Annotated in this window: 20 protein-coding genes and 1 tRNA gene; 7 read left to right on the top strand and 14 right to left on the bottom strand. The window is 58.6% G+C overall.

What is annotated here, in order from left to right; genetic code table 11:
• Nucleotides 1–98: 98 nt before the first annotated feature.
• A complete protein-coding gene (locus HKX44_RS05870; RefSeq protein ID WP_276150342.1) occupies nt 99–2,156 on the top strand; it encodes a ComEC/Rec2 family competence protein in 2,058 nt (685 codons plus the stop codon).
• A gap of 7 nt (nt 2,157–2,163) precedes the next feature.
• On the opposite strand, the gene lexA is transcribed toward HKX44_RS05870, so the two are convergent.
• The 7 genes from lexA to HKX44_RS05835 form a co-directional block, all read right to left on the bottom strand.
• Nucleotides 2,164–2,865, bottom strand: a complete 702-nt coding sequence (gene lexA / locus HKX44_RS05865; protein ID WP_276150818.1) for a transcriptional repressor LexA — start codon at nt 2,863–2,865, stop codon at nt 2,164–2,166.
• 81 nt (nt 2,866–2,946) lie between these two features.
• Nucleotides 2,947–4,119, bottom strand: a complete 1,173-nt coding sequence (gene glp / locus HKX44_RS05860; protein ID WP_276150341.1) for a gephyrin-like molybdotransferase Glp — start codon at nt 4,117–4,119, stop codon at nt 2,947–2,949.
• On the bottom strand, nt 4,116–4,589 hold the full coding sequence (gene moaC / locus HKX44_RS05855; RefSeq protein ID WP_276150340.1) for a cyclic pyranopterin monophosphate synthase MoaC: 474 nt from the start codon (nt 4,587–4,589) through the stop codon (nt 4,116–4,118). Before moaC ends, glp begins: the two co-directional genes overlap by 4 nt.
• Nucleotides 4,589–5,401 (bottom strand): indole-3-glycerol phosphate synthase TrpC, encoded by an 813-nt coding sequence (gene trpC, locus HKX44_RS05850; RefSeq protein ID WP_276150339.1) that lies wholly within the window; start codon nt 5,399–5,401, stop codon nt 4,589–4,591. The genes moaC and trpC overlap by 1 nt, the downstream gene beginning before the upstream one ends.
• Nucleotides 5,398–6,066: a uracil-DNA glycosylase gene (locus HKX44_RS05845; protein ID WP_276150338.1), complete on the bottom strand. Its 669-nt coding sequence runs from the start codon at nt 6,064–6,066 to the stop codon at nt 5,398–5,400. Before HKX44_RS05845 ends, trpC begins: the two co-directional genes overlap by 4 nt.
• Nucleotides 6,063–7,079 (bottom strand): anthranilate phosphoribosyltransferase, encoded by a 1,017-nt coding sequence (gene trpD / locus HKX44_RS05840; RefSeq protein ID WP_276150337.1) that lies wholly within the window; start codon nt 7,077–7,079, stop codon nt 6,063–6,065. The genes HKX44_RS05845 and trpD overlap by 4 nt, the downstream gene beginning before the upstream one ends.
• Nucleotides 7,076–7,657 (bottom strand): aminodeoxychorismate/anthranilate synthase component II, encoded by a 582-nt coding sequence (locus HKX44_RS05835; protein ID WP_276150336.1) that lies wholly within the window; start codon nt 7,655–7,657, stop codon nt 7,076–7,078. Before HKX44_RS05835 ends, trpD begins: the two co-directional genes overlap by 4 nt.
• Nucleotides 7,658–7,831: 174 nt before the next feature.
• On the opposite strand from HKX44_RS05835, the gene HKX44_RS05830 reads away from it, so the two are divergent.
• The gene (locus HKX44_RS05830; protein WP_276150335.1) at nt 7,832–9,592 is read left to right on the top strand and encodes a polysaccharide deacteylase family 2 protein; all 1,761 of its coding nucleotides are present in this window, start codon (nt 7,832–7,834) and stop codon (nt 9,590–9,592) included.
• A 50-nt stretch (nt 9,593–9,642) separates the two neighbouring features.
• Here the strand turns inward: HKX44_RS05830 and HKX44_RS05825 are convergent, their stop codons facing one another.
• The 7 genes from HKX44_RS05825 to fabI form a co-directional block, all read right to left on the bottom strand.
• Complete coding sequence (locus HKX44_RS05825) at nt 9,643–10,680, bottom strand: succinylglutamate desuccinylase/aspartoacylase family protein (RefSeq protein ID WP_276150334.1); 1,038 nt, start codon at nt 10,678–10,680, stop codon at nt 9,643–9,645.
• Between the two features lie 5 nt (nt 10,681–10,685).
• Nucleotides 10,686–12,197 (bottom strand): anthranilate synthase component I, encoded by a 1,512-nt coding sequence (gene trpE / locus HKX44_RS05820; protein ID WP_276150333.1) that lies wholly within the window; start codon nt 12,195–12,197, stop codon nt 10,686–10,688.
• Nucleotides 12,198–12,205: 8 nt separating this feature from the next.
• On the bottom strand, nt 12,206–14,047 hold the full coding sequence (locus tag HKX44_RS05815; protein WP_276150332.1) for a peptidyl-prolyl cis-trans isomerase: 1,842 nt from the start codon (nt 14,045–14,047) through the stop codon (nt 12,206–12,208).
• Between the two features lie 80 nt (nt 14,048–14,127).
• Nucleotides 14,128–15,306 (bottom strand): aminotransferase, encoded by a 1,179-nt coding sequence (locus HKX44_RS05810; protein WP_276150331.1) that lies wholly within the window; start codon nt 15,304–15,306, stop codon nt 14,128–14,130.
• A 61-nt stretch (nt 15,307–15,367) separates the two neighbouring features.
• A complete protein-coding gene (gene gpt, locus HKX44_RS05805; RefSeq protein WP_276150330.1) occupies nt 15,368–15,889 on the bottom strand; it encodes a xanthine phosphoribosyltransferase in 522 nt (173 codons plus the stop codon).
• Between the two features lie 4 nt (nt 15,890–15,893).
• The gene (locus tag HKX44_RS05800; protein ID WP_276150329.1) at nt 15,894–16,502 is read right to left on the bottom strand and encodes a LysE family translocator; all 609 of its coding nucleotides are present in this window, start codon (nt 16,500–16,502) and stop codon (nt 15,894–15,896) included.
• Nucleotides 16,499–17,305, bottom strand: a complete 807-nt coding sequence (gene fabI / locus HKX44_RS05795; protein ID WP_276150328.1) for an enoyl-ACP reductase FabI — start codon at nt 17,303–17,305, stop codon at nt 16,499–16,501. The genes HKX44_RS05800 and fabI overlap by 4 nt, the downstream gene beginning before the upstream one ends.
• A gap of 233 nt (nt 17,306–17,538) precedes the next feature.
• On the opposite strand from fabI, the gene pdxH reads away from it, so the two are divergent.
• The 5 genes from pdxH to HKX44_RS05770 all read left to right on the top strand — a co-directional run bounded on the left by pdxH (nt 17,539) and on the right by HKX44_RS05770 (nt 23,886).
• On the top strand, nt 17,539–18,159 hold the full coding sequence (gene pdxH, locus HKX44_RS05790; RefSeq protein WP_276150817.1) for a pyridoxamine 5'-phosphate oxidase: 621 nt from the start codon (nt 17,539–17,541) through the stop codon (nt 18,157–18,159).
• 157 nt (nt 18,160–18,316) lie between these two features.
• A complete protein-coding gene (locus tag HKX44_RS05785; protein WP_276150816.1) occupies nt 18,317–18,829 on the top strand; it encodes a cold shock protein in 513 nt (170 codons plus the stop codon).
• Nucleotides 18,826–19,281 carry a DUF192 domain-containing protein gene (locus tag HKX44_RS05780; RefSeq protein WP_276150327.1) on the top strand — a complete coding sequence of 152 codons (456 nt, stop codon included), beginning with the start codon at nt 18,826–18,828 and terminating at the stop codon, nt 19,279–19,281. The genes HKX44_RS05785 and HKX44_RS05780 overlap by 4 nt, the downstream gene beginning before the upstream one ends.
• Before the next feature lie 77 nt (nt 19,282–19,358).
• Nucleotides 19,359–19,435 (top strand) — tRNA-Pro (locus HKX44_RS05775).
• A 797-nt stretch (nt 19,436–20,232) separates the two neighbouring features.
• A complete protein-coding gene (locus HKX44_RS05770) occupies nt 20,233–23,886 on the top strand; it encodes a vitamin B12-dependent ribonucleotide reductase (RefSeq protein WP_276150326.1) in 3,654 nt (1,217 codons plus the stop codon).
• Nucleotides 23,887–24,158 lie beyond the last annotated feature (272 nt).

The following is a 24,158-nucleotide window of genomic DNA, read 5'->3' as shown; positions in this document are numbered from 1 at the left end:
GCTGGATTTATCAGGAACAGGGCCGCGTTTACCTTTCGCTAACCATCGTTCCGCTAGTGTTGTGGCCTGTCTATCCAGTGCGGTGAACGGGAGCAAGCATGGCCGGCATCGGCGGCGCAGTTCGAAAGGCGGCTGGCGGGGCCGAAACCACCTTGCTGGCGCAACGCGGTGCCTTGCTGGGATGGGTGCCGGTTTGTCTGGCCTGTGGCATCGCTTGTTATTTTTCGCTGGGTTGGGAACCTGCCTGGCCGGTTTATCTCTGGGGGGTGCTGTTGGTGATGGCATTGCTGGGCGTCACCAAAGTGCTACCCGAAGCTTTGTCACCCTTTGCGCTGGGGCTTGGGCTTTGCCTGATCGGCTTCATTCTGGCCGGTGCGCGGGCGCATTCGGTCGCCGGTCCGGTGCTGAGCTGGCGTTATTACGGTGCCGTCGAGGGGCGGATCATCGCCATGGACCGCAGCCAGTCTGATGCCCTGCGTCTGACGCTGGACCGGGTGCGTCTTGATAATATCCCACCCCACCGCACGCCGCAGCGGGTTCGGGTGTCGCTGCATGGCAAAGGGCCCGCAGGGATCACGCCGGAACCGGGGCTGCGGGTGATGACCACGGCACATTTGTCGCCGCCCGCCGGTCCGGTTGAACCGGGGGGATTTGATTTTCAACGCCACGCCTGGTTCGCGCGACTGGGGGCCGTCGGGTATACGCGCGTGCCCTTAATGGGGGTGGCTCAGGCCAGCGAAGGCCACGCGGGCCTGACGGTTTTCCGGATCCGCATGGCAGCATCCGCTCATATCCAAACCCGTCTGTCCGGGGATACCAGCGGCTTCGCTGCGGCGATTACCACAGGCGACCGCAGCGCCATCAGTCAGGATGCGCTAACGGCGCTCAGGGTCAGCAATCTTGCCCATTTGCTGGCGATTTCCGGTTTGCACATGGGGTTGTTAACGGCTTTTGTCTTTGCCAGCTTGCGCCTGTTGCTTGCCGCCCATCCGGTGCCGGCACTGCGCTGGCCGACCAAAGGTATTGCGGCGATCGGTGCCTTGGCGGCGGCGGCGGGGTATCTTGCGCTGTCTGGGGGCAATGTCGCCACGCAGCGCGCGTTCATTATGGTCGCGGTTGCCCTTGCGGCGTTAATGATCGGGCGGCGGGCGATTTCATTGCGCGCGGTTGCCGTGGCGGCGATCATTGTACTGGTCTTACGCCCCGAGGCCTTAATGGGGCCGGGGTTCCAGATGTCTTTTGCCGCGACGACAGCACTTGTCGCAGTATTTGGCTGGCTGCGTGGGAAGGATCGAAACTGGTTGCCGGGATGGGCAAAGCCGGTATTCGCCGCGGTGGTTTCTTCTGCTGTTGCGGGGCTGGCGACAGCCCCGATTGCGGCGGCGCATTTCAATGCTTTTGCGCAATATGGGCTGATTGCGAACCTCGCTTCGGTGCCCTTGATGGGTGTATTAATCATTCCTTCTGCCGTGCTTGCCTTGATATTGGCCCCTCTTGGATTGGACTGGATTGGGTTGGGGCTGATGGGGCTGGGCCTTGACTGGATCCTTGGCGTCGCCCGGGCCGTGTCGGCGCTGAACGGGGCGCGCGGACATATTGTCAGCCCGGGGCCCTGGGTTCTGCCGCTGCTGGCACTCGGCTTTTTGATGTTGGTCCTGTGGCAGGGGCGGTTGCGATGGATCGGTGTGCCTGCCATGGCCCTCAGCTTTGTCTTGTGGCACGGGGCGGTGCGTCCTGAACTGCTGATTTCTGACACCGGCACATTGGTGGGGGTGATGACAGAGCAGGGGCGCGCGCTGAGCAATGCGAAAGGGGCGGGGTTTGTGGCCCGCAACTGGTTGGAGAATGACGGAGCTGGCGGCACACAGGAAGCAGCGGCCAAGCTCTGGCAAGGCGGCGAGGTTGTGCATTTGTCAGGCAAACGGGCGCTGGCGGGTTTTCCGGGATGCAGGGCTGGCCAGATTATCGTGGCCTCAATCAAGGCCGATGTTTTGTCCGGCCATCCCTGCATGGTATTTGACCCAACCCGATTGAAACAGACAGGGGCCGTCGCGATGCAAAAGGCAGACGCGGGATGGCAGATCACCACCGCACGCGATATCGCCGGTGACAGGCTTTGGACCAACTGGCCCAAAGCGCAGGCCCCAGAAAATTAAGCGCGGATCAATAGGTGCGGATCAGCCCGACCAAACGGCCTTGAACCTTGACCAGATGCGACGGGAATACCCGTGTTTCATACGCCGGGTTTGCCGCTTCAAGCTCAATAGACGCGCCTTTGCGGCGAAATCTCTTCAAGGTCGCCTCGTGATCCTCGACCAGCGCCACCACAATATCACCGTCATCTGCGGTCGCGGTTTCGCGGATCACAACCACATCACCGTCATTGATACCGGCCTCGATCATGGAATCGCCCTTAACTTCAAGCGCGTAATGTTCGCCAGACCCCGCAATCATGCCTGACGGCACGGTCACGGAATGGGTCATATGGTTGATGGCTTCGATTGGGACACCGGCGGCAATCTTGCCCATCACCGGCACATTCATTGCACTGGCACCGCCCACCGGCATGTCCTCTGCTGGCGGTGGGGTGTCGGGGCGGTCGCCCTCAATCACGCGGGGGGTAAATCCGGGGTTCGGGGTCCCGCCAAGGCTTTCAGGTAATTTCACAACCTCGATGGCGCGGGCGCGATGGGCCAGACGCCGGATAAAGCCGCGTTCTTCAAGGGCCGTGATCAACCGGTGGATGCCCGATTTAGACCGCAGATCAAGCGCCAGCTTCATTTCATCAAAGCTGGGCGGGACGCCGTCGCGCTGTACGCGTTTATGAATGAAGGCCAAAAGATCGAGTTGTTTTTTGGTCAGCATGGCCAGCCCCTTTTGACAAATGGTTTTCATTTGTTCTAGGGATGTTCTTGTTTTGTGTCAACGCCTGTCGTGTGTGCTGGTCTAAAGCGGGATATAGCCTAGATTATCGCCGGCGGCGCGGGGTGGATCGTTGACCGGCCGCACCAGCAGGGCATCAGCCGTCGCCAGCACCGTGAGCAAAGAGCTGTCCTGACGGATATCGGGGTGCAGTTTGCCGTCGATCAGGCGTGCGCGCATGTAATGGGCACGCGGACCGTTGGCGGGCATGTCGCAGGCCAGCGGTGCGCTGCGCATTTCAGGTTCCGCGGTCCCCAGCCCCAGCATTTTGCGCACCAGCGGTGCAACAAAAACCTTGCCGCAGACCATTGCGGATACCGGATTGCCGGGCAGACCGATCATCGCCATGTCGCCCAGCCGGCCTGCCATCAAGGGTTTGCCGGGGCGCATCGCTACTTTGTAAAAACTTTGTTCCATGCCCAATGCGGCGGCAACCGGGGCCACCAGATCATGATCGCCAACTGATGCCCCGCCAATGGTCACAATCAGGTCCGCGCCTTTTGCCAGACTGAAGGCCTGTTTCAACGAAGCTTCGGTATCGCGGGCAATTGGCAGCAGACGGGCTTGCGCTCCTAATCCTTCCAGCATGGCGGCAAGGCCAAAGCTATTGGAGGCCACGATCTGGTCGGCACCGGCGGTTTCGCCCGGCTGAACCAATTCGTCGCCGGTGGCAAGGATCGCAACAATAGGTTTGCGCGTTACAGGCACGGTTGCGATGTTCATCGCGGCCAGTAGGGCAATGTCGGTAGAGCGCAGCAACAGCGGTGCGCTGACGGTCTGGCCAGCGCTGAAATCACCGCCAGCAGGGCGTATGTTGTCTTTGTCGCCAATTTTGTGGCCAAGGGTGATCAGGTCGCCGCGACGGGTCACATCCTCTTGAATCACAACAAAATCGGCCCCTTCGGGAACTGGTGCGCCAGTAAAAATACGCACTGCCTGACCGGCCTTAACTGCGCCGTCAAACCGGTGACCGGCAGCGGCTTCGCCCACCACTTTGAACATGGCGTCCGGTTCAACTTCGGCGCGGCGCAAAGCGTAGCCATCCATCGACGAGGCGGCAAATGGCGGTTGTGTGCGGCTGGCGGCCACGTCCTGCGCCAGCACACGACCGGCGGCCTCGCGCAGCGACACATGTTCAACCCCGAGCGGCGCTGCAAGGGCCAGAACGGCGGCGCGGGCCTCTTCAACTGATATCATGTGGCTTCAAACCGGCCCGATTTTCCGCCGTCTTTCAAGACAACGCGCAAGCCGCTGATTTCCATGGTCTTATCGACGGCTTTGGACATATCGTAAACGGTCAATGCGGTTACTGAGGCCGCTGTCAGCGCTTCCATTTCGACACCGGTCTGACCGGTTGTCTTTACCGTCGCGGTAACACGGATGCCCGGCAGGCTGGTGTCGGGTTCCAGATCAACACTGACCTTGGTAATTGGAAGGGGGTGACAGAGCGGGATCAGATCCGATGTGCGTTTGGCAGCCATGATGCCAGCCAACCGCGCGACACCCAGAACGTCACCCTTTTTTGCGCGTCCCTCTGTAATGATCTCAAAGGTCTCACGGTTCATCTTGATGTGGTTCTCGGCCACGGCAATACGCGATGTCACCGCTTTTTCCGATACATCGACCATATGGGCGTCACCCTTGGCATCAAAATGGGTCAGTGCCATTACATGCCTCCGGAGGTCAGTGGGTTGTTCAAGAGATCGAGGGTGGCTTGTGTCACATCGCTTTGGCGCATCAGGCTTTCGCCGATCAGGAAACTGCGTGCGCCAAATTGAGCCATGTCGGCAAGGTCTTGCGGCGTGTTTAAGCCGGATTCACTCACGATCATCCGGTCCGCAGGGACCCGCTTGGACAGCTGGCGCGTCACATCAAGGGAGGTTTCGAAGGTCTTGAGATTTCGATTGTTTATGCCAATCATCGTGCTGTTCAGGTGGCTGGCCCGTTCCAGCTCTTCCGCGTCATGCACTTCGATCAATGCGTCCATGCCCCAACGGGTGGCGCAGTCCTCAAGTTCCAAGGCCTGTGCATCCGAGACAGAGGCCATGATGATCAGGATACAATCCGCGCCAAGCGCGCGGGCCTCAGCCACCTGATAGGTGTCATACATGAAGTCTTTGCGCAGGGCCGGCAGATCACAGGCTGCACGGGCCGCGACGAGGAATTCCTTTGCGCCCTGAAAACTGGGCGTGTCGGTCAAAACCGACAAACAGGTCGCCCCACCTGCGGCATAGGCCTGAGCCAAGGTCGCGGGGTCGAAATCCTCGCGGATCAACCCTTTGGACGGACTGGCTTTTTTGATCTCAGCGATCAGCCCGTACCCCTCGCGGCCGGCGGCGTGCAAGGCATCCGTAAAGGGACGCACGGGGCCGGCGGCCTGCGCTTCGGCCTCGACTTCGGCCAATGGTTTGGCTGCTTTGTCAGCGGCCACTTCTTCAAGCTTGTAGGCTTTGATTTTATCTAGGATGGTATCGGTCATCGTTCCTCCGGGTTGCCCCAGTTTATGGCCTCCAGACCCTGTGTCTGCAACCACGCATTGGTGCGACTAAAGGGGCGGGAGCCGAAAAAACCGCGATAAACGGACAGCGGCGAGGGGTGGGCGGTTTCGATCTTGAGATTGCCTGTGGTGCTGACCTTTTTCGCGGCTTTCTGTGCAGGGCCACCCCATAGAAGATAGGCGCGGGGCCTGTCGGCCAGACGGGCAAGCACATCTTGCACCAGATGGCTCCAGCCGAGTTTTGCATGGGCTTTGGCCGCCCCTTGCGGCACGGTCAGCGCGGTGTTGAGCAGCAGCACCCCCTGATCCGCCAGATCCCCCAGATCGGTGCGGGTGCGCAGCACGCCAAGATCACTTTCGATCTCCTTCAAGATATTGCCCAGACTGTCCAGCCGTCCGCCGAAATCCTGCGGGATTGAAAAGGCCAGACCATCTGCCTTGCCCGGCGTGTGATAGGGGTCCTGACCGATGATCACAACGCGGGTGTCTTGCGGCTGGGTGCGTTCCAGCGCGTGAAACACCTGATCTGCTGGGGGAAAGATAGGGCGTGTTTCACCCGCCAACGCGGTTTCGATCGCGGGCAGGGCATCGGTGAAAAACGGCAGGTCTGCCCAGCCGCCCAAGCGGGACAGATCAAAGCGGGTCATTTCTGTTGAGACACCGCCGCGACGCGGGTCAGCTTCTCTTTTGCGGCACCGGAATCGATGCTTGCACTGGCCATCTCGACGCCAGTTTTCAGATCGCTGGCGGCATCGGCAACCACCAGAGCGGCGGCAGAGTTCAACAAGACGGCGTCGCGGTAGGCTGAAACTTCTCCTTCCAACAGTGCCTTGAAATCACGAGCGTTTTCTTCGGGGGTGCCGCCGATGATGTCTTCAAACGGATGCACCGGCAGACCGGCATCTTCGGGGTGGAGTTCGAAATCGCTGACTGTGCCGTTTTCCAGCCCGCTGACCCAGCTGACGCCGGTGATGGTCAATTCGTCGGTACCGTCCGATCCATGAACCAGCCACGCCCTTTCCGACCCGAGCGCTTGCAGGGTTTCTGCCATCGGGCGGATCAGGTCGCGCCGGTAGGCTCCGGTAAGCTGGCGTTTAACACTGGCCGGGTTGGTCAAGGGGCCAAGAATATTGAAAATTGTACGGGTGCCCAGCTCGGACCGGGTTGGCATCACATGGGCGATTGCCGGATGATGCATCGGGGCCATCATGAATCCGATACCGGCTTCGGCCAGTTCCCGTTCGACCACCGATGTGCCAACCATGACATTCAGACCCATCTGCGTCAGCGCATCTGCGGCACCGGATTTCGACGACAGGTTGCGGTTCCCGTGTTTGGCAACAACCACACCGGCACCGGCCACCACAAAGGCGGTTGCGGTTGAGATGTTCAATGTGCCTTTGCCGTCACCCCCGGTGCCAACGATGTCCATCGCGCCAGCGGGGGCTTTTACCGCGTTGCATTTCGCCCGCATAACAGAGGCCGCCGCGGCGTATTCGTCCACGGTTTCACCACGCGTGCGCAATGCCATCAACAGGCCGCCGATCTGGCTGGGGGTGGCTTCGCCGTCAAACAGGATTTCAAAGGCTTCGGCGGCTTGCGCGCGGGTTAGCGGCCCGTTGGCCGCCGCATCGATCAGGGGTTTTAAGGCTTCACTCATGCGGGCACCTGTAGGGTATTCAGAAAGTTCTGCAAAAGGGCATGACCATGTTCAGACCGGATCGATTCCGGGTGGAACTGGACGCCGTGCATCGGCAGTTCGCGATGCTGCAGCCCCATGATCGTGCCATCCTCTAGGGCGGCGGTGATACGCAATGAGTCGGGCAGGGTGTTGCGGTCGACAACCAGCGAATGATAGCGGGTTGCGTCAAAAGGTGTGGGCAGCCCGGCAAACAAACCCGTGCCATCGTGGTGCATCCGCCCCATCTTACCGTGGACAATGTCATCGGCGCGCACAACCTTGCCACCAAAGGCCTGTCCGAGGGTTTGATGCCCCAGACACACACCCATCAGCGGGATATGGTTTTCAGCAGCGGCTTTGGTCAGTTCCAGACAGATACCAGCCTGATCCGGATCACAGGGGCCCGGTGACAGCAGGATACCGGCGGGGCGCATCGCCAGTGCATCGGCGGTGCTTAGCTTATCATTGCGATGCACCTGCACATCCGCGCCCAAAGACCCCAGATAGTGTACAAGGTTATAGGTAAAGCTGTCGTAGTTATCGATGAGCAGCAACAATGGTCAATTCTTTGCGTTTGGGATTACCCTTTGGGCTAGAGATATCATCGCCCATCAGAGTATATACGGTGCATAGATGTTCAGGCTTGCCACGCGCCGTCAAGAGCGTGTGCCGGCTAATTCGAACTGGTGGGCCGTGGATAGGCAATAGAGACAGTGAGCAGGAGTAGAAAAATGGCACGCGGATTTCTCAGTGGTGCGCTGGTGGGCGGGGTTGTCAGCCTTGGTGCCGGAAGTGTGGCATCGGTGATGGCACCGTTACATGCACCCATGCAGAACCTGCCGCCAGTGGTCAGTGACAGGGCACCGGCAGGCGGTGATGCACCGCAGGTTGCGGTAGCTGTGGCAGAAACGCCGGCACCATCTGTTGACACGGCTGTTGCCACTCAAACGGCCCCGCGTGTGACGGCCCCGCAGCAAGATACAGTTGGCAATTTGGCGCAAACAACGGCCCCGACGGCCAATGTGCCGATCATCGGTGAGGTTGCCGAACTGGCCCCTCCGGCAGATCAGGCGCGCGCCGGCGCGATTGCACTTGCGGCAGAAGACCCTGTTTTGCCCAATCCGCTGGCCTTGGCTCCGATGGTTCCGCAAGGTGCCGAGGCCGTTACCGTGGATACAGCCCCCGCCGCACGTCCGGTACCGGCCCCGATTGAAAATGCCGATCTGTCCGAAGAAACAGCCGATGAAATCGTGGCCGAGGCATTGGCCAAAGCCCGCAAGGCGCAACCACAATCAGGCGCGGATGATGCTGAGATGGTGCAAACCACAGTTGGGAGCGACAGTAGCGATACGTCTGAAACGACTGAGGCAACAACCGAGGCATCAGTTACCGAATCCGCCGGCGCAGAAACCGACCTGGTATCGGAAGAAGCCGAACAGCCCGGCACCAAAGTGGATGCGGACAGAGCGGAAACTGCTGTGACCCAAAACACCGAAGACGCCGCTGCCGGGACCTCAGAGTCACAAGCCGATCCTGCCCCGCAAACGGCCCAGACCGAAACCACAGCTCTGGATTTGCCCAAGGTTGAGGCACCCGGCGAAACCGACACCACAGCTGACGCGGGCGAAACCGCGCAGGTGGCCGCGCTTGCGCCAGAAGCACGTCCGCGCATCGGCACACCGGCCACAACATTGACCGATCGCGCGACCAATGTCACCGTAAACCGTCTGGTCAAGCCGGCCCCTGATGTGGCGCGTGTTGAACAGGCGACGATCATCACCGATAGCCCGTCGGGAGATGACATGCGTCCGATTGCCAAATTCGCTCAGGCCTTCGCGAATCCAGAGGGCAAGCCGTTGATGGGCATTGTCCTGATTGACGATGGTTCAGGACCAATCGCGGGCGCGCCGGGTATCGCGGCGCTGCGCAGTTTTCCCTACACGCTGAGCTTTGCAGTGGATAGCACGCTGCCGGATGCCGCCGAACGTGCCGCGCTCTATCGCAGCGAAGGGTTCGAAGTTTTGGCGATGGTGGATCTGCCTCAAGGTGCGCAGCCGGTTGACGTTGAGACCACGCTGGCTGCCACCTTGTCGCAAATGCCCGAGGTTGTTGGTTTGCTTGAGGGGACGGGCGAAGGGGTGCAGGCCTCGCGCGAAGTGGCCGATCAGGTTACCGCAGTTCTTGCGCAATCCGGCCACGGGTTGCTGACACAGAGCAAAGGGTTGAATACAATGCCCAAGCTGGCCCGCAAGGAAGGTGTCCCAGCCGACACGGTGTTTCGTGATTTCGACAGTGCCGGGCAGACCGCAACAGTGATCCGGCGGTTCCTTGATCAAGCGGCATTTAAGGCCGGACAGGAAGGCGGCGTTGTGATGTTGGGACGTTTGCGTCCGGACACGATCTCGGCCTTGTTGTTATGGGGGTTACAGGACCGCGCCGGCAAGGTGGCGCTTGCCCCGATTTCCGCTGTGCTGACCCGCGAGGCCCCATAAGCCTCCGGGGGGCAGCAAACCGCTTTCACACGGTCTGACAGGTGCAGGTGCTAGATAATCTCGTCCTCGTCAAACAGCGGATCGGTTTCCAGCTGTGTTGACAGATCATCCACCGTATCTTCTAAGGCTTTCGGGCTAAGTTGCGCGAGGTGGAAAACCGCGTCCCCTTCGTTCACCACGGGCAGGATTGCCCGCCCGATCAGGATGCCGGGGCTGGGGGCAAGCAGATCGGTTTCAACCGATCCGAACGGATCGGACACAGTTGCCAGAACATCGCCCTTGGCCACAGTTTCCCCTTCAGCGCGGAAAGTGCGCAGCAACCCACCCGCAGGCGCGCGTAGCCAGGTTGAAGCGCTACAGATATGCGGGGCAACCTTGGCATTGGCGATGCCCTTGGCCGGTAACATGCCCTTGGCCCGCATGACGCGCAGAATGCCAGCGACACCGGCGCGCACTGCCATTTCGTCAAACCGCAGCCCTTCACCCGCTTCATAGAGCAGGATCGGCGTGCCCTGTTTTGCGGCCACGGCCCTCAAGGAGCCATCCCGCAAGGGCGACGTCAGCACCACGGGGGCACCAAAATCAATGGCCATCTGATGGGTAACCGGATCTTTGGGTGAAATGCGCACCTGTGGCAGGTTGCTGCGATGGATCGCGGCGGAATGCAGATCAATGCCGAAATCGCAGCGCAGTACAACTTCGTTCAGAAAGATATGTGCCAGACGCGAACCCAGCGAACCTGACGGATGTCCGGGAAAACAGCGGTTCAAATCGCGTCGGTCGGGCAGATAGCGCGACCGCGACAGAAACCCGAAAGAATTCACCACCGGCACCGCCAACAGGGTGCCGCGCAAGGACGCGAGCTGTGGTGCGCGCAGCAGGCGGCGTACGATTTCGACGCCGATCACCTCATCACCATGCACCGCCGCAGTGACGCAGATCGTCGGGCCAGCACGTTTGCCGTGATGCACCTGCACATGCAGGCCAACCGGTGTGTGATCAGGCAGAATGGACACGGGTAGAGTGACAGTTTGTGATGTGCCCGCCGCGACTGTGACGCCTGCAATGTTAAACGGGGCGTTGGCCATCCGCTTCAGTTCCGGCCTGTACCGTCGAAACGGGCAGCATCCGCAGCAGCACGGCGGATCGCCCCGGATTTATGAATGGTCTCCATAAACTCGGCCTCGGCATCGCTGTCGAAAACGACACCCCCCCCGGCCTGAATATAAAGGGTTTCATCCTTGATCACGGCAGTACGCAGGGCGATGCACATGTCCATGTCGCCGCCAGCGCTGAAATACCCTACGCCACCACCATAGACGCCGCGTTTTTCCGGTTCCAGCTCGTCGATGATTTCCATGGCGCGGACTTTGGGCGCCCCCGAGACAGTGCCAGCGGGCATCCCTGCGAAAAACGCATCCAGCGCATCACAGCCGTCGTTCAACTCTCCCACCACGTTGGACACGATGTGCATGACGTGGGAGTAGCGCTCAACGATGAATTCCTCGGTCGGGCGTACGGTGCCAATTTTGGCGACCCGGCCAACATCATTACGGCCCAGATCGAGCAGCATCAGGTGTTCGGCCAGCTCTTTCTCGTCTGCTAGCAGATCGGCCTCAAGGGCGCGGTCTTCTTCTGGCGTTGCGCCACGCGGGCGGGTGCCGGCGATGGGCCGGATCGTGACTTCGTTGCCAAAAACACGGACAAGAATTTCCGGAGATGCCCCGACCACATGAAAGCCGCCAAAGTTGAAATAGAACATAAACGGTGACGGGTTGGTGCGGCGCAACGATCGGTAGAGCGAGAAGGGCGGATGGGCAAAACCCTGCGCCCACCGCTGGCTTGGCACCACCTGAAAGATGTCACCGGCGACGATATATTCACGTGCTTTTTCGACGGCGGATTTATACCCTTCGCGGGTGAAGTTACTGACCGGTTCGTCAGCCTCGATAGCCTCACCCAGATCACGGCTTGCACCCGGCATGGCGCGCTCCAGATCGCGCACCGCATCCATCACCCGTTCAGCGGCCTGCGCATAGGCTGCGCGCGCGCTTTGGCCATCCGATACCCAAGCCGGGGACACGATGGTGACCTCGCCCTTGACCCCGTCCAGCACGGCAATCACCGACGGACGCAGCATCATTGCATCCGGCAGGCCCAGCGGATCGGGATTCACATCCGGCAGATGTTCCACCAGACGGATCATGTCATAGCCGAGATAGCCGAACAGGCCAGCGGCGGCCTGCGGCAGATCCTCGGGCAGGTCAATTCTGGACTCCGCAATCAGATCGCGCAGCACGTCCAGCGGGTTGCCTGGCGCATCTTCAAAGGCATCCGCGTCATAACGGGCGGCGCGGTTGACGGCGGAGGTTTCGCCGCGACAGCGCCAGATCAGATCGGGTTTCATGCCAATGATGGAATAGCGCCCGCGGACTTCGCCACCGGTCACTGATTCCAGCACAAAGGCGTTTTCCGCTGCACCGGTCAGCTTGATCATCAAGGAGACCGGCGTGTCCAGATCCGCAGCCAGACGGGTGTAAACGATCTGATTTCGGCCCTCGGCATGGCCCGCGGCAAAGGCGTCAAAGCTGGGTGTTAAAGCCATGGTGTCCCTTACGGAAAGTTGACGTGGACGGCCTGTAGGGCGCGTTGATCCACCTGTGGCACGGCACGGCGCACCACATCATCGGAGTAGATGGTGAACAGATCCTGCGCCAGGGCCTGATCCATCTGCGCACCCAGCTGGCTGAGAAGGGCGATGTTTTCAGGGGCGTCACCGGCGGCGGTGATCGCATCCAGACGCACAATCACAACGGAATCCTCGCTGGGCAGAACCCGGATTTCCCCAACGGACATTTCAAAGACTTCCGACATGAAACCGGCAGGGGTGTTGGTGATGAAAGCGTTGCGCCGCTGTTCGGTTTCAATATGGGCATCCAGACCAGCGGCCTGAAAGGCAACAGCGCCCTCAAGCGTCGGCGCAAGGGCCTCGGCCTGTGTCGTCAGGGCCGCAAGGGTACGCTCCGTGCGCAGGGCCTTGCGCACCTCTGCGGTGGCCGCGTCGAAGGGTTTCACCCGCGCCGGCAGTTCCTCGTCCAGCCGCATGGCAAAGATACTGCCATCCTCAAGCTGGTTGATTTTGGCGAAATCATCTGCCTTCAGTGCGTTCGCAGCGTCGCGGAAATCGGCGTAGGCGGCGATGCCTTCTTGGGCACCGGGATGCCATGCGATGCTGCCCAGTTCCATTTTGGTCTCGTTGGCCAGTTGCTCAAGGGTGGCTCCGCCGGCCAGCTGGTCGTCAATGTCCTGTGCGCGGGCTTCGACGGCGCGTACGGCGCGGGCCTGCGCCAGCTCTTCTTGCAGTTCGGCACGCGCCTCTTCAAAGCTGGTGGCCTGTGCTGGCAGCACACCGTTTACACGAAACAGGGCTGGGCCAAGCGGGCTCGCTTGCGGGCCGACAATCTCGCCTACGGCGGCGTTAAAGACCGCTTCACCTGCCGCATCCAGCTCAAGGCGGCTGACGTCACCAAGGTCGATATCGGCCAGGGTCAGGCCGCGTTCCTCAACCAGATTACGGAATTGTGTACCACCCACTTCAAGGGCGGCAGCGGCTTGGTCTGCGGCCTCCTGATCGGCAAAGACCAGGCGTTCCACCAGACGCCGTTCAGGCTGGTTATAGACATCGGCGCGCGCCTCATATTCCGCGCGCAGCTCTTCTTCGGGCACGGTGATTTCGTCAATCATCGCATCCGGCGTCAACAAAGCATAGCTGATCATTTTGGTGTCTGGCAGCATGAATTTGTCAGTGTTTTCATCATAATAACTGCGCAACTCTTGCTTGTTCGCAAGGGGCAGCGGGGCCGCAAGGTGATCCTCGTCCAGCAGGCCCCATGTAAAGTCACGCTGTTCGGCCACATAGCCAACCAGTGTTTCAGCGAATGTTTCAGGCATTTTCACCCCGCCCAGAACTGCGCCTTGTAACAGGGTGCGGGCTGCTTCTTCACGCAGCGAGATTTCGAATTCCGCCTCTGACAGGCCACCTTGTTGCAGGGCAAAGCGATAGCCCTCGCGGTCGAATGTACCATCTACGCCCTGAAAGGCGGGGATTTGCAGAATTTCATCGCGCAGTGCCGTGTCGCCGATCGACAGGCCCAGCTCGCTGGTTTCGTGATCCAGCGCGCGGTTGCGCACCAGTCTTTGCAGGACGGCACGGTCCAGACCGATTTCCTGAGCGCGGGCAAAGGGAAGAGGCTGGCCGGTTTGTTGTGAAATTGCCTGTATTTCGTTTTGCAACTGACGGGCATAGCTATCGACGGGAATGGACTTGCTGCCGACGGTGCCGACACTGCGGATATTGCCGCTGAGGGTGGCCGCGCCAAAGCCGCCCAATCCGATGAACAACAGACCCAATAGGATCCACATGGCAATTTTGCCGATGCCGCTGCGTTTTGCCATGGGAGTCGTCCTTATCTGCTGTTCAGACCAGATGTCTAAGGGGTGTATGCTGGGGGGGCAAGGGGGCGCAGGCCCACCTGCTACGTGGGATCAATGGCGGCAAGCCTGTCGAACAGATCGCTGATGCCTGCCGCGTCAAGATTTGCAAAGGCGATGCGCAGTTGGGTGGCACCGGCGGGATCGTCTGACGGGTAAAACATGGTGCCCGGCAGACACAGAACCGAGGCGGATTTGACCAGCGCCGGTGCCAGCGCTGCTGAGGAAACAGAGAACGGGTGGTGCATATAGGCAAAGTAGCCGCCAAGCCCCAGAAGCCGCCAGCCTTTGGCGGCAAGTTTGGGCATGTTTTCGGTGATGGCCGCTCGGCGGGTAAGGATTTCGTCGCGTTCGCCGGCCAGCCATTGTTGCAGGTTCTGCATGCCCCAAAGGGCGCCGTGCTGGCCCAGTTGGCCGGGACAGATGGCAACTGTATCAAGGAATTTCTCAACTTCGGCCAGACGCTCTTCACTGGCGATCATCGCCCCGACGCGGTGACCGGTCAGCCGGTAGGCCTTGGAGAAGGAATAGAGGTGGATCAGGGTGTCCTGCCAGTTTGCATCTTGAAACAGCCGATGCGGCGGGCCTGAACGGCTGTCAAAGTCGCGGTAGGTTTCGTCGACAATCAGTGCGATGCCATGGGCGCGGGCCAGATCGAAAAAGGCTTGAACCAATCCGTCGGGATATTCTGTGCCGGTCGGGTTGTTCGGGGTAACCAATGCGATGGCGCGGGTTTTGCCGGTGATCAGAGCCGCTGCCTGGGTGGGATCGGGCAGCATATCGCCGCCCGCAGGCAGGGGGATGCTGGTGACACCAGACATGTCGAGCCACATTTTGTGGTTGAAGTACCACGGGGTTGGCAGAATGACCTCGTCGCCCTCGGTGCAAAGGGTCGCGATGGCGGCGGCAAAGGCCTGATTGCAGCCCGAGGTGATACAGGTCTGTGTCGCGGTGACCTCTCCAGTGTAATGGGCAGATGTCTGGCGGGCCAGTTCGCTGCGCAAGTCATCCATGCCCAGAACCGGGCCGTAAAGATGGGCCGCGTCATCGTTCAGCGTTGCATCGGCAATCGCCTGACGCAGCCCTTGTGGGGGGGGATCTACCGGCGCGGCTTGGGAGACATTCATCAAGGGGCGGTCTGCCGGATGCGTGATGCCGTCAAGCCAGCGACGCGCCTCCATGACGGGAGGAGGGAATGTGGCGGCGGTGCGGGTTAAGATCATCAGGCGGTTTCCGGTTGAGAATGCGGACAGTATTTAAGGCCAAAAAGAGGGGGCGGTCGGGTCAGTCCTTGCCTCTGTAGGGTTCGACATACTGTAGGGCCATGTCCCAGGGGAAGAAAATCCAGGTATCCTGGCTGACGCCGGTGATGAAGGTATCGACCTGTGGTTCGCCTTCGGGTTTGGCGTAAACCGTGGCAAAATGCGCCTGTGGGTAGAGGGTACGCACCAGTTCAAGGGTTTTGCCGCTGTCGACCAGATCGTCGATAATCAGGATTCCGGTGCCGTCGCCCATGATCTCATCATCAGGTGATTTCAGCACTTTGGCGTCGCGCCGGTCATCTGCTTTGCCGCCGCCGGAATGGTAGGAGACCACCGAAATGGTGTCGACAGTACGGATGTCGAGTTCGCGCGCCACAATCATTGCGGGGGCCATGCCACCACGGGTGATGGCAACCACTGCCTTCCATGCACCGTCATCAGGTCCTTTGCCGTCAAGCCGCCATGCCAGGGCACGGCTGTCGCGGTGGATTTGATCCCATGAGATGTGAAAGCCTTTTTCGTGGGGCAGGCGTGTATCGGACATCGTGTTACCTTTGCAGCAGGAGTTTAAGGCCAAGACCGCCCAAGACCAGGGCAGCGGTGCGTTCAAGCAGGGGTTTGATCCGCAAATAGCGGGTGCGGGTGACCGGAGCGCTGAGAAGATAGGCGCAGCCAGTGTAGAACAGGATTTCCAGAAACAGGTGGTTGAGTGTCACCAAAGCGATCTCTGGGCCGGAGAGGTCTGCTGGAAACACAACAACCAGCACAGCGGCGGCAAACAACACCGCCTTGGGGTTGCCCAGATTCACCAAGAGACCATCAAGAAACGATCGGCCCTGCGGTTTTGCCTCTGACGTGACAGGGGCCGCGGCCCCGCGCCATGTGGCGATGGCAAGGTAGATCAGATAGCCGGCACCGCCGATTTTCAGCGCAGCAAAGGCCCATGGGAAGACGGCGAACAGCGCATCGAGGCCCAGCAGGGCGGCCAATGTCCACAGGCTTGCCATCAGGCCAAGGCCCAGGCCGGTTGCGATACCAGCGCGCCGCCCGTTTGAAACGGTACTGCGCACAGCCATCAGGAACGCGGCACCCGGGCTTAGGATCGACACAATCAGCACCGCGTTGAACGCCGCCAGATTTGCCAGCGTCAGCGTCATTCCTTGGCCATGTCGGGGGCGTCGACGGCTTTCATGCCGACCACGTGATACCCGGCGTCGACATGCAGGTTTTCACCAGTTGTGCCACTGCCTAGGTCGCTGAGCAGGTAAAGCGCGGATTTGCCGACTTCGTCGATTGTCACGTTGCGGCGCAGTGGCGAGTTGTATTCGTTCCACTTCATAATATAGCGAAAATCACCGATGCCCGATGCCGCGAGGGTTTTGATGGGGCCGGCGGAGATCGCGTTGACGCGGATGCCATCCTTGCCCAGATCCTCGGCGAGGTACTTTACCGATGCCTCAAGTGCGGCCTTTGCTACCCCCATTACATTATAATGAGGCATGACCTTTTCAGCGCCGTAATAGGTGAGGGTGACCGCAGAACCGCCAGGGCTCATCATCTTTTCCGCGCGCTGCATCACTGCGGTGAAGGAATACACAGAGATGTCCATCGACATAGCAAAGTTGCCGCGGCTGGTGTCGACATAACGGCCACGCAATTCTGTCTTGTCAGAAAAGCCGATCGCGTGAACAACAAAATCGAGCGTGCCCCAAGTTTCCTTAAGGCTGTCAAATAGAGCATCTATCGAGGCCTCGTCGCTCACGTCGCAAGGCAGGACAATGTCGCTTCCCAATTGAGCAGCCAGCGGGCCAACGCGTTTTTTGAGGGCATCGCCCTGATAGGAGAAGGCAAGCTCCGCGCCCGCATCCGCTAGAGATTTCGCGACACCCCATGCGATGGATTTGTCGTTGGCAAGGCCCATAATGAGCCCCCGTTTGCCCTGCATCAGATCGTTCGCCATGCCGTGCCCAATTCTGTTAGTATTTCAGTCTGTTTCGTTTAGGGCATTGCGTTGTTCCCATCAAGAGAGCTGGCAGGGGAAGCGGATCTTCTGCGAGGGGCGAGCGGCAAAGGGCAGGGGGCGGTGCCTCATCTTTTGCCAAGATTATCAGCTTTAGGTTGTTGCCGTTACATAACCTCTATACCTAGTGGCCATAGCTCCGCTACATTCACCCGGATCAAGCGGAAAGGTTAATACAAGAGTACGATATGTCTGGTAGAAATGGTAAATTCGGGGGCGACGATCCGTTCGAAATCGTCCGGGGGTGGCTTGCAGAGGCGGAGGCAAGCGAACCAAATGATCCCAACGCCATCGCCTTGTCGACGGTCGACAACAGCGGCATGCCTAATGTCCGGATGGTGTTGCTTAAGGAAGTCGAGGCGGATGCCTTTGTTTTCTACACAAACTATGAAAGCCAGAAAGCGCAGGAGCTTGACCACGCAGGCAAGGCGGCCTTTGTGCTGCACTGGAAATCACTGCGGCGCCAGATTCGGGTGCGCGGTGTGATCAGCCGCGAAGACGGGCCAAAAGCGGATGCTTATTATGCATCACGGGGCCTGCAAAGCCGGCTGGGGGCTTGGGCCTCGCAGCAATCTCGCCCTTTAAAAAGTCGTGCTGCACTGATAGCAGAGGTGGCGAAGGTCACCGCAACCAAGGGTTTAAACCCGGCGCGGCCGCCATTTTGGGGCGGTTACCGGCTTTCTCCGTTGGAAATCGAATTCTGGGCCGACGGGGATCACAGGTTGCATGACAGGTTCCAGTGGCGCAGAGCCGCAGTAGATGTCGCATGGGAGGTTGAGCGGCTAAATCCTTAATTTTATTTATATTTTTCGTTATCATAGAGCTGTTCTTTGGGATTTCACGATGAGCAGCACAAGTTAGTGAATCGATCGGTTTAAAAGGTGTAACGTGAGAGAAGAGAGTATTAGCTGTAACGTCAACGGATTTGCATCTTTTGCGGATCAAACGGCCATTTCCGGCGTTGTAAAGTGGTTTGATCCCATCAAGGGGTTCGGATTTGTGGTCGCCGATTCCGGTGGGCCGGATATTTTATTGCACGTAAATGTGCTGCGTAATTTTGGGCAAAGCTCCATTGCAGACGGCACCGGAATCGAGTTGCTCGTTCAGAATACCGAACGGGGTGTGCAGGCGACACAGATTACCGCTGTCCACCCCAACGATGCCCAGCAAGGGGCCGTGCTGGCAGATATTGCTGGACTGGACGCCGAGGCACTGCAGGCTGCACCCGTCCAACCGGCCCGCGTGAAATGGTTCGACAAGGCCAAGGGGTTCGGATTTGCCAATGTGTTTGGCAAGCCAGAGGATGTTTTTGTGCATATTGAAATCCTGCGTCAGTCGGGCTTGTCGGACCTGCAACCGGGCGAGGCTTTGGCGATCCGGGTTATTCAAGGCAAGCGCGGCCAGATGGCCGGTGAGGTACAGGCGTGGGAAACAGTGCTGCACTCTTCAAGCCCGCAGGGGTGATCCTTTGGCTTGGTCTGTCCCTGTTTGCGGGGGCGGCTGTTGCCGATGAATGCCGAAATGATTCTGTTGCGCTGAAAGGCGCTTGGGGGATGGCGCGCTTCACTGTCGAAATTGCGGATGATCCGGCGGAACAGGCGCAGGGTTTGATGCATCGCACCTCGATGCCCATGGGGGCGGGGATGTATTTTGTCTATCAACGTCCGCGCCCTGCCAGTTTCTGGATGCGCAATACGCTGATTCCATTGGATATGCTGTTCATTGATGCGCAGGGGGTGGTCAAACACATCCATCATAATGCCGTGCCGCTGGACGAAACACCGATTCCAGGCGGCGAGGGGATTCTTGCCGTGCTTGAGATCAACGGCGGCTTGGCTGCGCGTTTGGGCATAGAAACAGGCAGTTTTGTTCGCCATCCGGCCCATGCGGGCCATGCGCCGGTCTGGCCTTGCTGAAAATTCCTGCACACAATGTGATTTAGCGCAGATCAGGGCTTTTCATTCGTCTGAACAGAGGCTAGAGAAGCCGCAGTCGGAGCGTGGCGCAGCCTGGTAGCGCACCTGTTTTGGGTACAGGGGGTCGGAGGTTCGAATCCTCTCGCTCCGACCACTTTCAAAGTTTTTGAAAATGAAGAAAAGCCCTAGCTTGGGCCCGCCCGTGGGCGGGGGCTGCAACTGGATTTTGCGTCCCTCTTTGGTCAGGCGTCATGCCAGCGATGACCGGCGCAAAGCCGATTCCCTGCCTTTCATGCATCATGTAGTCTTACCCTGTGCCTGCCACATCATATGGTGGGTAAGAGGGTATCTGCCGCTGTGTCCGATAATGGCCGTCGCGCAGGTCTCGCTGCGATTCGGCGGGAATTCCCGTGCGGTTTGTTGCAAAAATATGAAACCATCGCGTAGTGAAAAAATAATTCTTAACCACCAAATCTGGTGTGCTTATCCCCTGACTTTGTGTGGATAAGTTCACGCAAGAAGTGAGCGAACAGAGCTAAACATGCCGGGTCCTTGAGCTTTTTCGCGGTCGCCCTGAGGGAAATTCAGACCGACAGATTGTGGATATTCCCGGCGTGAATCACCACCTCGTGAACGGTTCAAAATTCCACTCGCCGGTCAACTGTAACATGGGCTGAATTTGAAAATAAACGCGTTGACCGAACAGGGGTGAATACGTCAGGTTGTGGGGGTCGGAGATGTCGCCACAATATATGGTGGGTAACGCTGAGGGGCGCTTCACGGCACGAGTGCAGGTTAACGACAGTACGTGACGTCCATATTCTGCCTGTCCCGACCGCAGTGCGCGGTCCGGTGATTTGAAATCGTGTCTGAACCGGCGGTGGAGCGGTTTGGCTGGGCTCTTTTCGGGCGTGGCCTTTGGAATAAACAGTTAAGACAGAGGCAGCGATAATGAAGATCGAACGCAAATTCACCAAGGCAGGCACAGACGCATACGCAGAGCTTGATTTCATTTCGACCGTATCCGAGATTCGGAACCCCGACGGTTCAATTGTATTCAAGCTTGATGACGTCGAAGTGCCCTCCAGCTGGAGCCAGGTGGCAAGCGACGTTATCGCCCAGAAGTATTTCCGCAAAGCCGGCGTGCCCTCCGCTGTGACCAAGGTGAAAGAAAAAGGTGTGCCCGCCTTCTTGTGGCGCTCGGTTCCCGCCGAAGGGGCCACAATGGGGGGCGAGACCTCCTCCAAGCAGGTATTCGATCGTTTGGCCGGTGCCTGGACGTATTGGGGCTGGAAAGGTGGTTACTTTTCCACGGAAGCGGATGCACAGGCCTATTTTGACGAGATGCGCCATATGTTGGCAAGCCAACGTGCGGCACCAAACTCGCCGCAATGGTTCAACACCGGTCTGCATTGGGCCTATGGCATAGACGGTCCGGCGCAAGGTCACTACTACGTTGATTACAAGACTGAGAAATTGACCCGTTCTAAATCGTCATACGAACATCCGCAGCCCCATGCCTGCTTTATCCAGTCGGTTGGTGATGATCTGGTTGGTGACGGTGGCATCATGGACCTCTGGGTCCGCGAGGCGCGCCTGTTCAAATATGGTTCCGGCACCGGCACCAACTTTTCTTCTTTGCGCGGTGCAGGCGAAAGCCTGTCAGGCGGCGGCAAGTCCTCCGGTCTTATGGGCTTCCTGAAAATTGGTGACCGCGCAGCGGGTGCAATCAAATCCGGCGGCACCACACGCCGGGCGGCCAAGATGGTAATCGTCGATGCGGACCACCCTGATATCGAAGACTTTATTAACTGGAAAGTGCTGGAAGAGCAGAAAGTGGCATCCATTGTCGCCGGCTCAAAAATGCACGAACAGAAGCTGAACCTGATTTTCGCCGCGATCAAAGGCTGGGACGGGGCAGAGGCGGATGCCTATGATCCGGCCAAGAATGAACAGCTGAAATCAGCGATCCGTGCGGCCAAAAAAGTGATGATCCCTGAAACCTATGTGAAACGGGTGTTGGATTACGCAAAGCAGGGTCACACCAGCATTGAATTCCCGACCTACGATACTGATTGGGACTCTGAGGCCTACAATTCCGTTTCCGGTCAAAACTCCAACAACTCGATCCGCGTCACCAATGCGTTTCTGACAGCTGTTGAAAAAGATGCGGATTGGGAACTGATTGACCGCGTGACCGGTCGCGTTTCCAAAACCATCCGCGCCCGCGACCTTTGGGAACAGGTTGGTCATGCTGCATGGGCCTGTGCCGATCCGGGTATCCAGTACCATGACACTGTCAACGATTGGCACACATGCCCAGAAGATGGCGCGATCCGTGGGTCAAACCCTTGTTCTGAATACATGTTCCTTGACGACACAGCCTGTAATCTTGCCTCAATGAACCTGCTGACCTTCCTTGAAGACGGTGTGTTCAACGTCGAAGACTACATGCACGCTTCGCGTCTGTGGACAGTGACGTTGGAAATTTCCGTGATGATGGCGCAATTCCCGTCCAAGGAAATTGCCCAACGGTCTTACGATTTCCGTACGCTAGGCTTGGGGTATGCGAACATTGGCGGTTTGCTGATGAACATGGGGCATTCCTATGATAGTGACGAAGGTCGCGCGCTCTGCGGGTCTTTGACCGCGATTATGACTGGTGTTGCCTATGCGACCTCCGCCGAAATGGCCGGTGAATTGGGTGCTTTTCCGGGCTATGCCAAAAACGCCGAACATATGCTGAAAGTCATGCGTAACCATCGCAACGCGGCTTATGGCAACACGCAGGGGTATGAAAAACTCAGCGTTAAACCGGTGCCGCTTGATCACGATAACTGCCCGCAACCGGGTTTGGTGGATGTGGCGATGTCCTGCTGGGACGAGGCGCTGAAGCTAGGTGAACAATTCGGCTATCGCAACGCGCAAACCTCTGTAATCGCGCCTACTGGGACCATCGGTCTGGTGATGGATTGCGATACAACCGGTATCGAACCTGATTTTGCCTTGGTAAAGTTCAAGAAACTTGCCGGCGGTGGTTATTTCAAGATCATTAACCAGTCCGTTCCCGCGGCATTGGAAAAGCAGGGTTATGGCTCTGCCCAGATCGAAGAAATCGTCGGCTACGCTGTGGGCCACGGCACCATCGGCAATGCGCCGGGCATCAACCACACCACACTGATGGGGCACGGTTTCGGCCCGAACGAATTGGCCAAGGTGGATGCGGCACTGGCGCAGGCCTTTGACATCAGATTTGTATTCAACCAATGGACGCTGGGCGAAGAGTTCTGCACGCAAGTTCTCGGTATCCCTTCTGAAAAGTTGAACGACCCGACGTTTGATCTGCTCAAGTCCCTTGGGTTTTCCAAAGCGGATATCGACGCGGCCAATGACCATGTTTGCGGCACCATGACGCTGGAAGGTGCGCCACATCTGAAAGAAGAACACTACAGCATCTTTGATTGCGCCAATCCTTGCGGGAAAAAGGGCAAGCGCTATCTTTCGGTGAACAGCCACATCCACATGATGGCCGCGGCGCAATCCTTCATCTCCGGTGCAATCTCGAAAACGATCAACATGCCGAATGATGCAACGATTGAGGACTGCCAGAAAGCTTACGAGCTTTCGTGGTCGCTGGGCATCAAGGCAAATGCACTGTACCGCGACGGATCCAAATTGTCCCAACCTCTGGCATCAGCCTTGGTCGAGGATGATGACGAAGCGGCGGAAACACTGGAAAGCGGGTCCATTCAGGAAAAAGCCGCGGTGTTGGCTGAAAAGATCGTTGAGAAGATCGTCATTAAAGAGGTCATCAACCGCAACCGCGAAAAGATGCCGCAGCGCCGTAAGGGCTATACCCAAAAAGCCAATGTCGGTGGCCACAAAGTGTATCTGCGTACCGGTGAATATGAAGACGGCAAGCTTGGCGAAATCTTTATCGACATGCACAAGGAAGGTGCCGGTTTCCGCGCGATGATGAACAATTTCGCCATCGCCGTGTCCGTTGGCTTGCAATATGGTGTGCCGCTTGAAGAGTTCGTCGATGCCTTTACCTTCACCAAATTCGAACCGGCTGGCATGGTGCAGGGCAACGACAGCATCAAAAATGCCACTTCAATTCTCGACTATATCTTCCGCGAGCTGGCAGTGTCCTATCTTGATCGGACTGACCTGGCCCATGTGAAACCCGAAGGTGCGACATTTGATGATTTGGGGAAAGGTGAAGAGGTTGAAAACGTTGGCAACCTGACAGAAATTTCCGAAACTGCCGCGTCGCGTTCCCTCGAAGTTCTCAAGCAAATCAGCTCGACCGGTTATCTGCGCAACCGTCCGCCACAGGAACTTGTTCTTTTGCAGGGTGGTATCGACGGCGTTGTGACCGCACCGGAAATTGCAAAAGGCGCAGTTGCGGTTGCGATGGCTTCGACCACATCCGTGGCAAGCGGCACGGTTGCCTCGTCGGCAGTGTCTCTGGACGCGCGGACCAAAGCGAAAATGCAAGGTTACGAGGGCGAGGCCTGTGGGGAATGCGGCAACTACACATTGGTGCGCAATGGCACCTGCATGAAATGCAACACCTGCGGCGGGACAAGCGGGTGTAGTTAAAGACTTTTTTGCAGCGCCGACCTGGCGTTGCATCAGATACGTGGTGGCTTTCATTGTTCGCAAGCGAACCTCTGCCACCATTTCGCGCCCGACCTATCGGGGCGCGGGGATCGGGTGGGTTCTCATCGTTCACACGTGAACGACTGCCACCCACTCGTCGCCCCGACTTTGGTCGGGACGACGTACACGGAGCGGATGCGTTCGCTCTGGACGACGTTCAGGCCGCAGGCAAAAACAAACACCGAGCGGTTAACAAATTGAGCTTGAACGGC

Source organism: Sulfitobacter sp. M05, from assembly GCF_029285175.1.
Taxonomy (GTDB): domain Bacteria; phylum Pseudomonadota; class Alphaproteobacteria; order Rhodobacterales; family Rhodobacteraceae; genus Sulfitobacter.
Note: the sequence above shows the minus strand (reverse complement) of the source record. Positions and strands in the feature narration are given on the sequence as shown.

Excerpts from the sequence above, each read along its gene's own strand:
- trpD (WP_276150337.1), bottom strand. The coding sequence starts at position 7,079 with ATGAGTGAAGCCTTAAAACCCCTGATCGATGCGGCGGCCAACGGGCCG.
- HKX44_RS05800 (WP_276150329.1), bottom strand. The coding sequence starts at position 16,502 with ATGACGCTGACGCTGGCAAATCTGGCGGCGTTCAACGCGGTGCTGATT.
- HKX44_RS05845 (WP_276150338.1), bottom strand. The coding sequence starts at position 6,066 with ATGACCCGCTTTGATCTGTCCCGCTTGGGCGGCTGGGCAGACCTGCCG.
- HKX44_RS05770 (WP_276150326.1), top strand. The coding sequence starts at position 20,233 with ATGAAGATCGAACGCAAATTCACCAAGGCAGGCACAGACGCATACGCA.
- fabI (WP_276150328.1), bottom strand. The coding sequence starts at position 17,305 with ATGGCGAACGATCTGATGCAGGGCAAACGGGGGCTCATTATGGGCCTT.
- HKX44_RS05815 (WP_276150332.1), bottom strand. The coding sequence starts at position 14,047 with ATGGCAAAACGCAGCGGCATCGGCAAAATTGCCATGTGGATCCTATTG.
- moaC (WP_276150340.1), bottom strand. The coding sequence starts at position 4,589 with ATGGCACTGACCCATTTTGATGCCAAGGGTGACGCCCATATGGTCGAT.
- HKX44_RS05870 (WP_276150342.1), top strand. The coding sequence starts at position 99 with ATGGCCGGCATCGGCGGCGCAGTTCGAAAGGCGGCTGGCGGGGCCGAA.
- HKX44_RS05830 (WP_276150335.1), top strand. The coding sequence starts at position 7,832 with ATGGCACGCGGATTTCTCAGTGGTGCGCTGGTGGGCGGGGTTGTCAGC.
- trpE (WP_276150333.1), bottom strand. The coding sequence starts at position 12,197 with ATGGCTTTAACACCCAGCTTTGACGCCTTTGCCGCGGGCCATGCCGAG.
- glp (WP_276150341.1), bottom strand. The coding sequence starts at position 4,119 with ATGATATCAGTTGAAGAGGCCCGCGCCGCCGTTCTGGCCCTTGCAGCG.
- HKX44_RS05825 (WP_276150334.1), bottom strand. The coding sequence starts at position 10,680 with ATGGCCAACGCCCCGTTTAACATTGCAGGCGTCACAGTCGCGGCGGGC.
- trpC (WP_276150339.1), bottom strand. The coding sequence starts at position 5,401 with ATGACCGATACCATCCTAGATAAAATCAAAGCCTACAAGCTTGAAGAA.
- HKX44_RS05810 (WP_276150331.1), bottom strand. The coding sequence starts at position 15,306 with ATGATCTTAACCCGCACCGCCGCCACATTCCCTCCTCCCGTCATGGAG.
- lexA (WP_276150818.1), bottom strand. The coding sequence starts at position 2,865 with ATGCTGACCAAAAAACAACTCGATCTTTTGGCCTTCATTCATAAACGC.
- gpt (WP_276150330.1), bottom strand. The coding sequence starts at position 15,889 with ATGTCCGATACACGCCTGCCCCACGAAAAAGGCTTTCACATCTCATGG.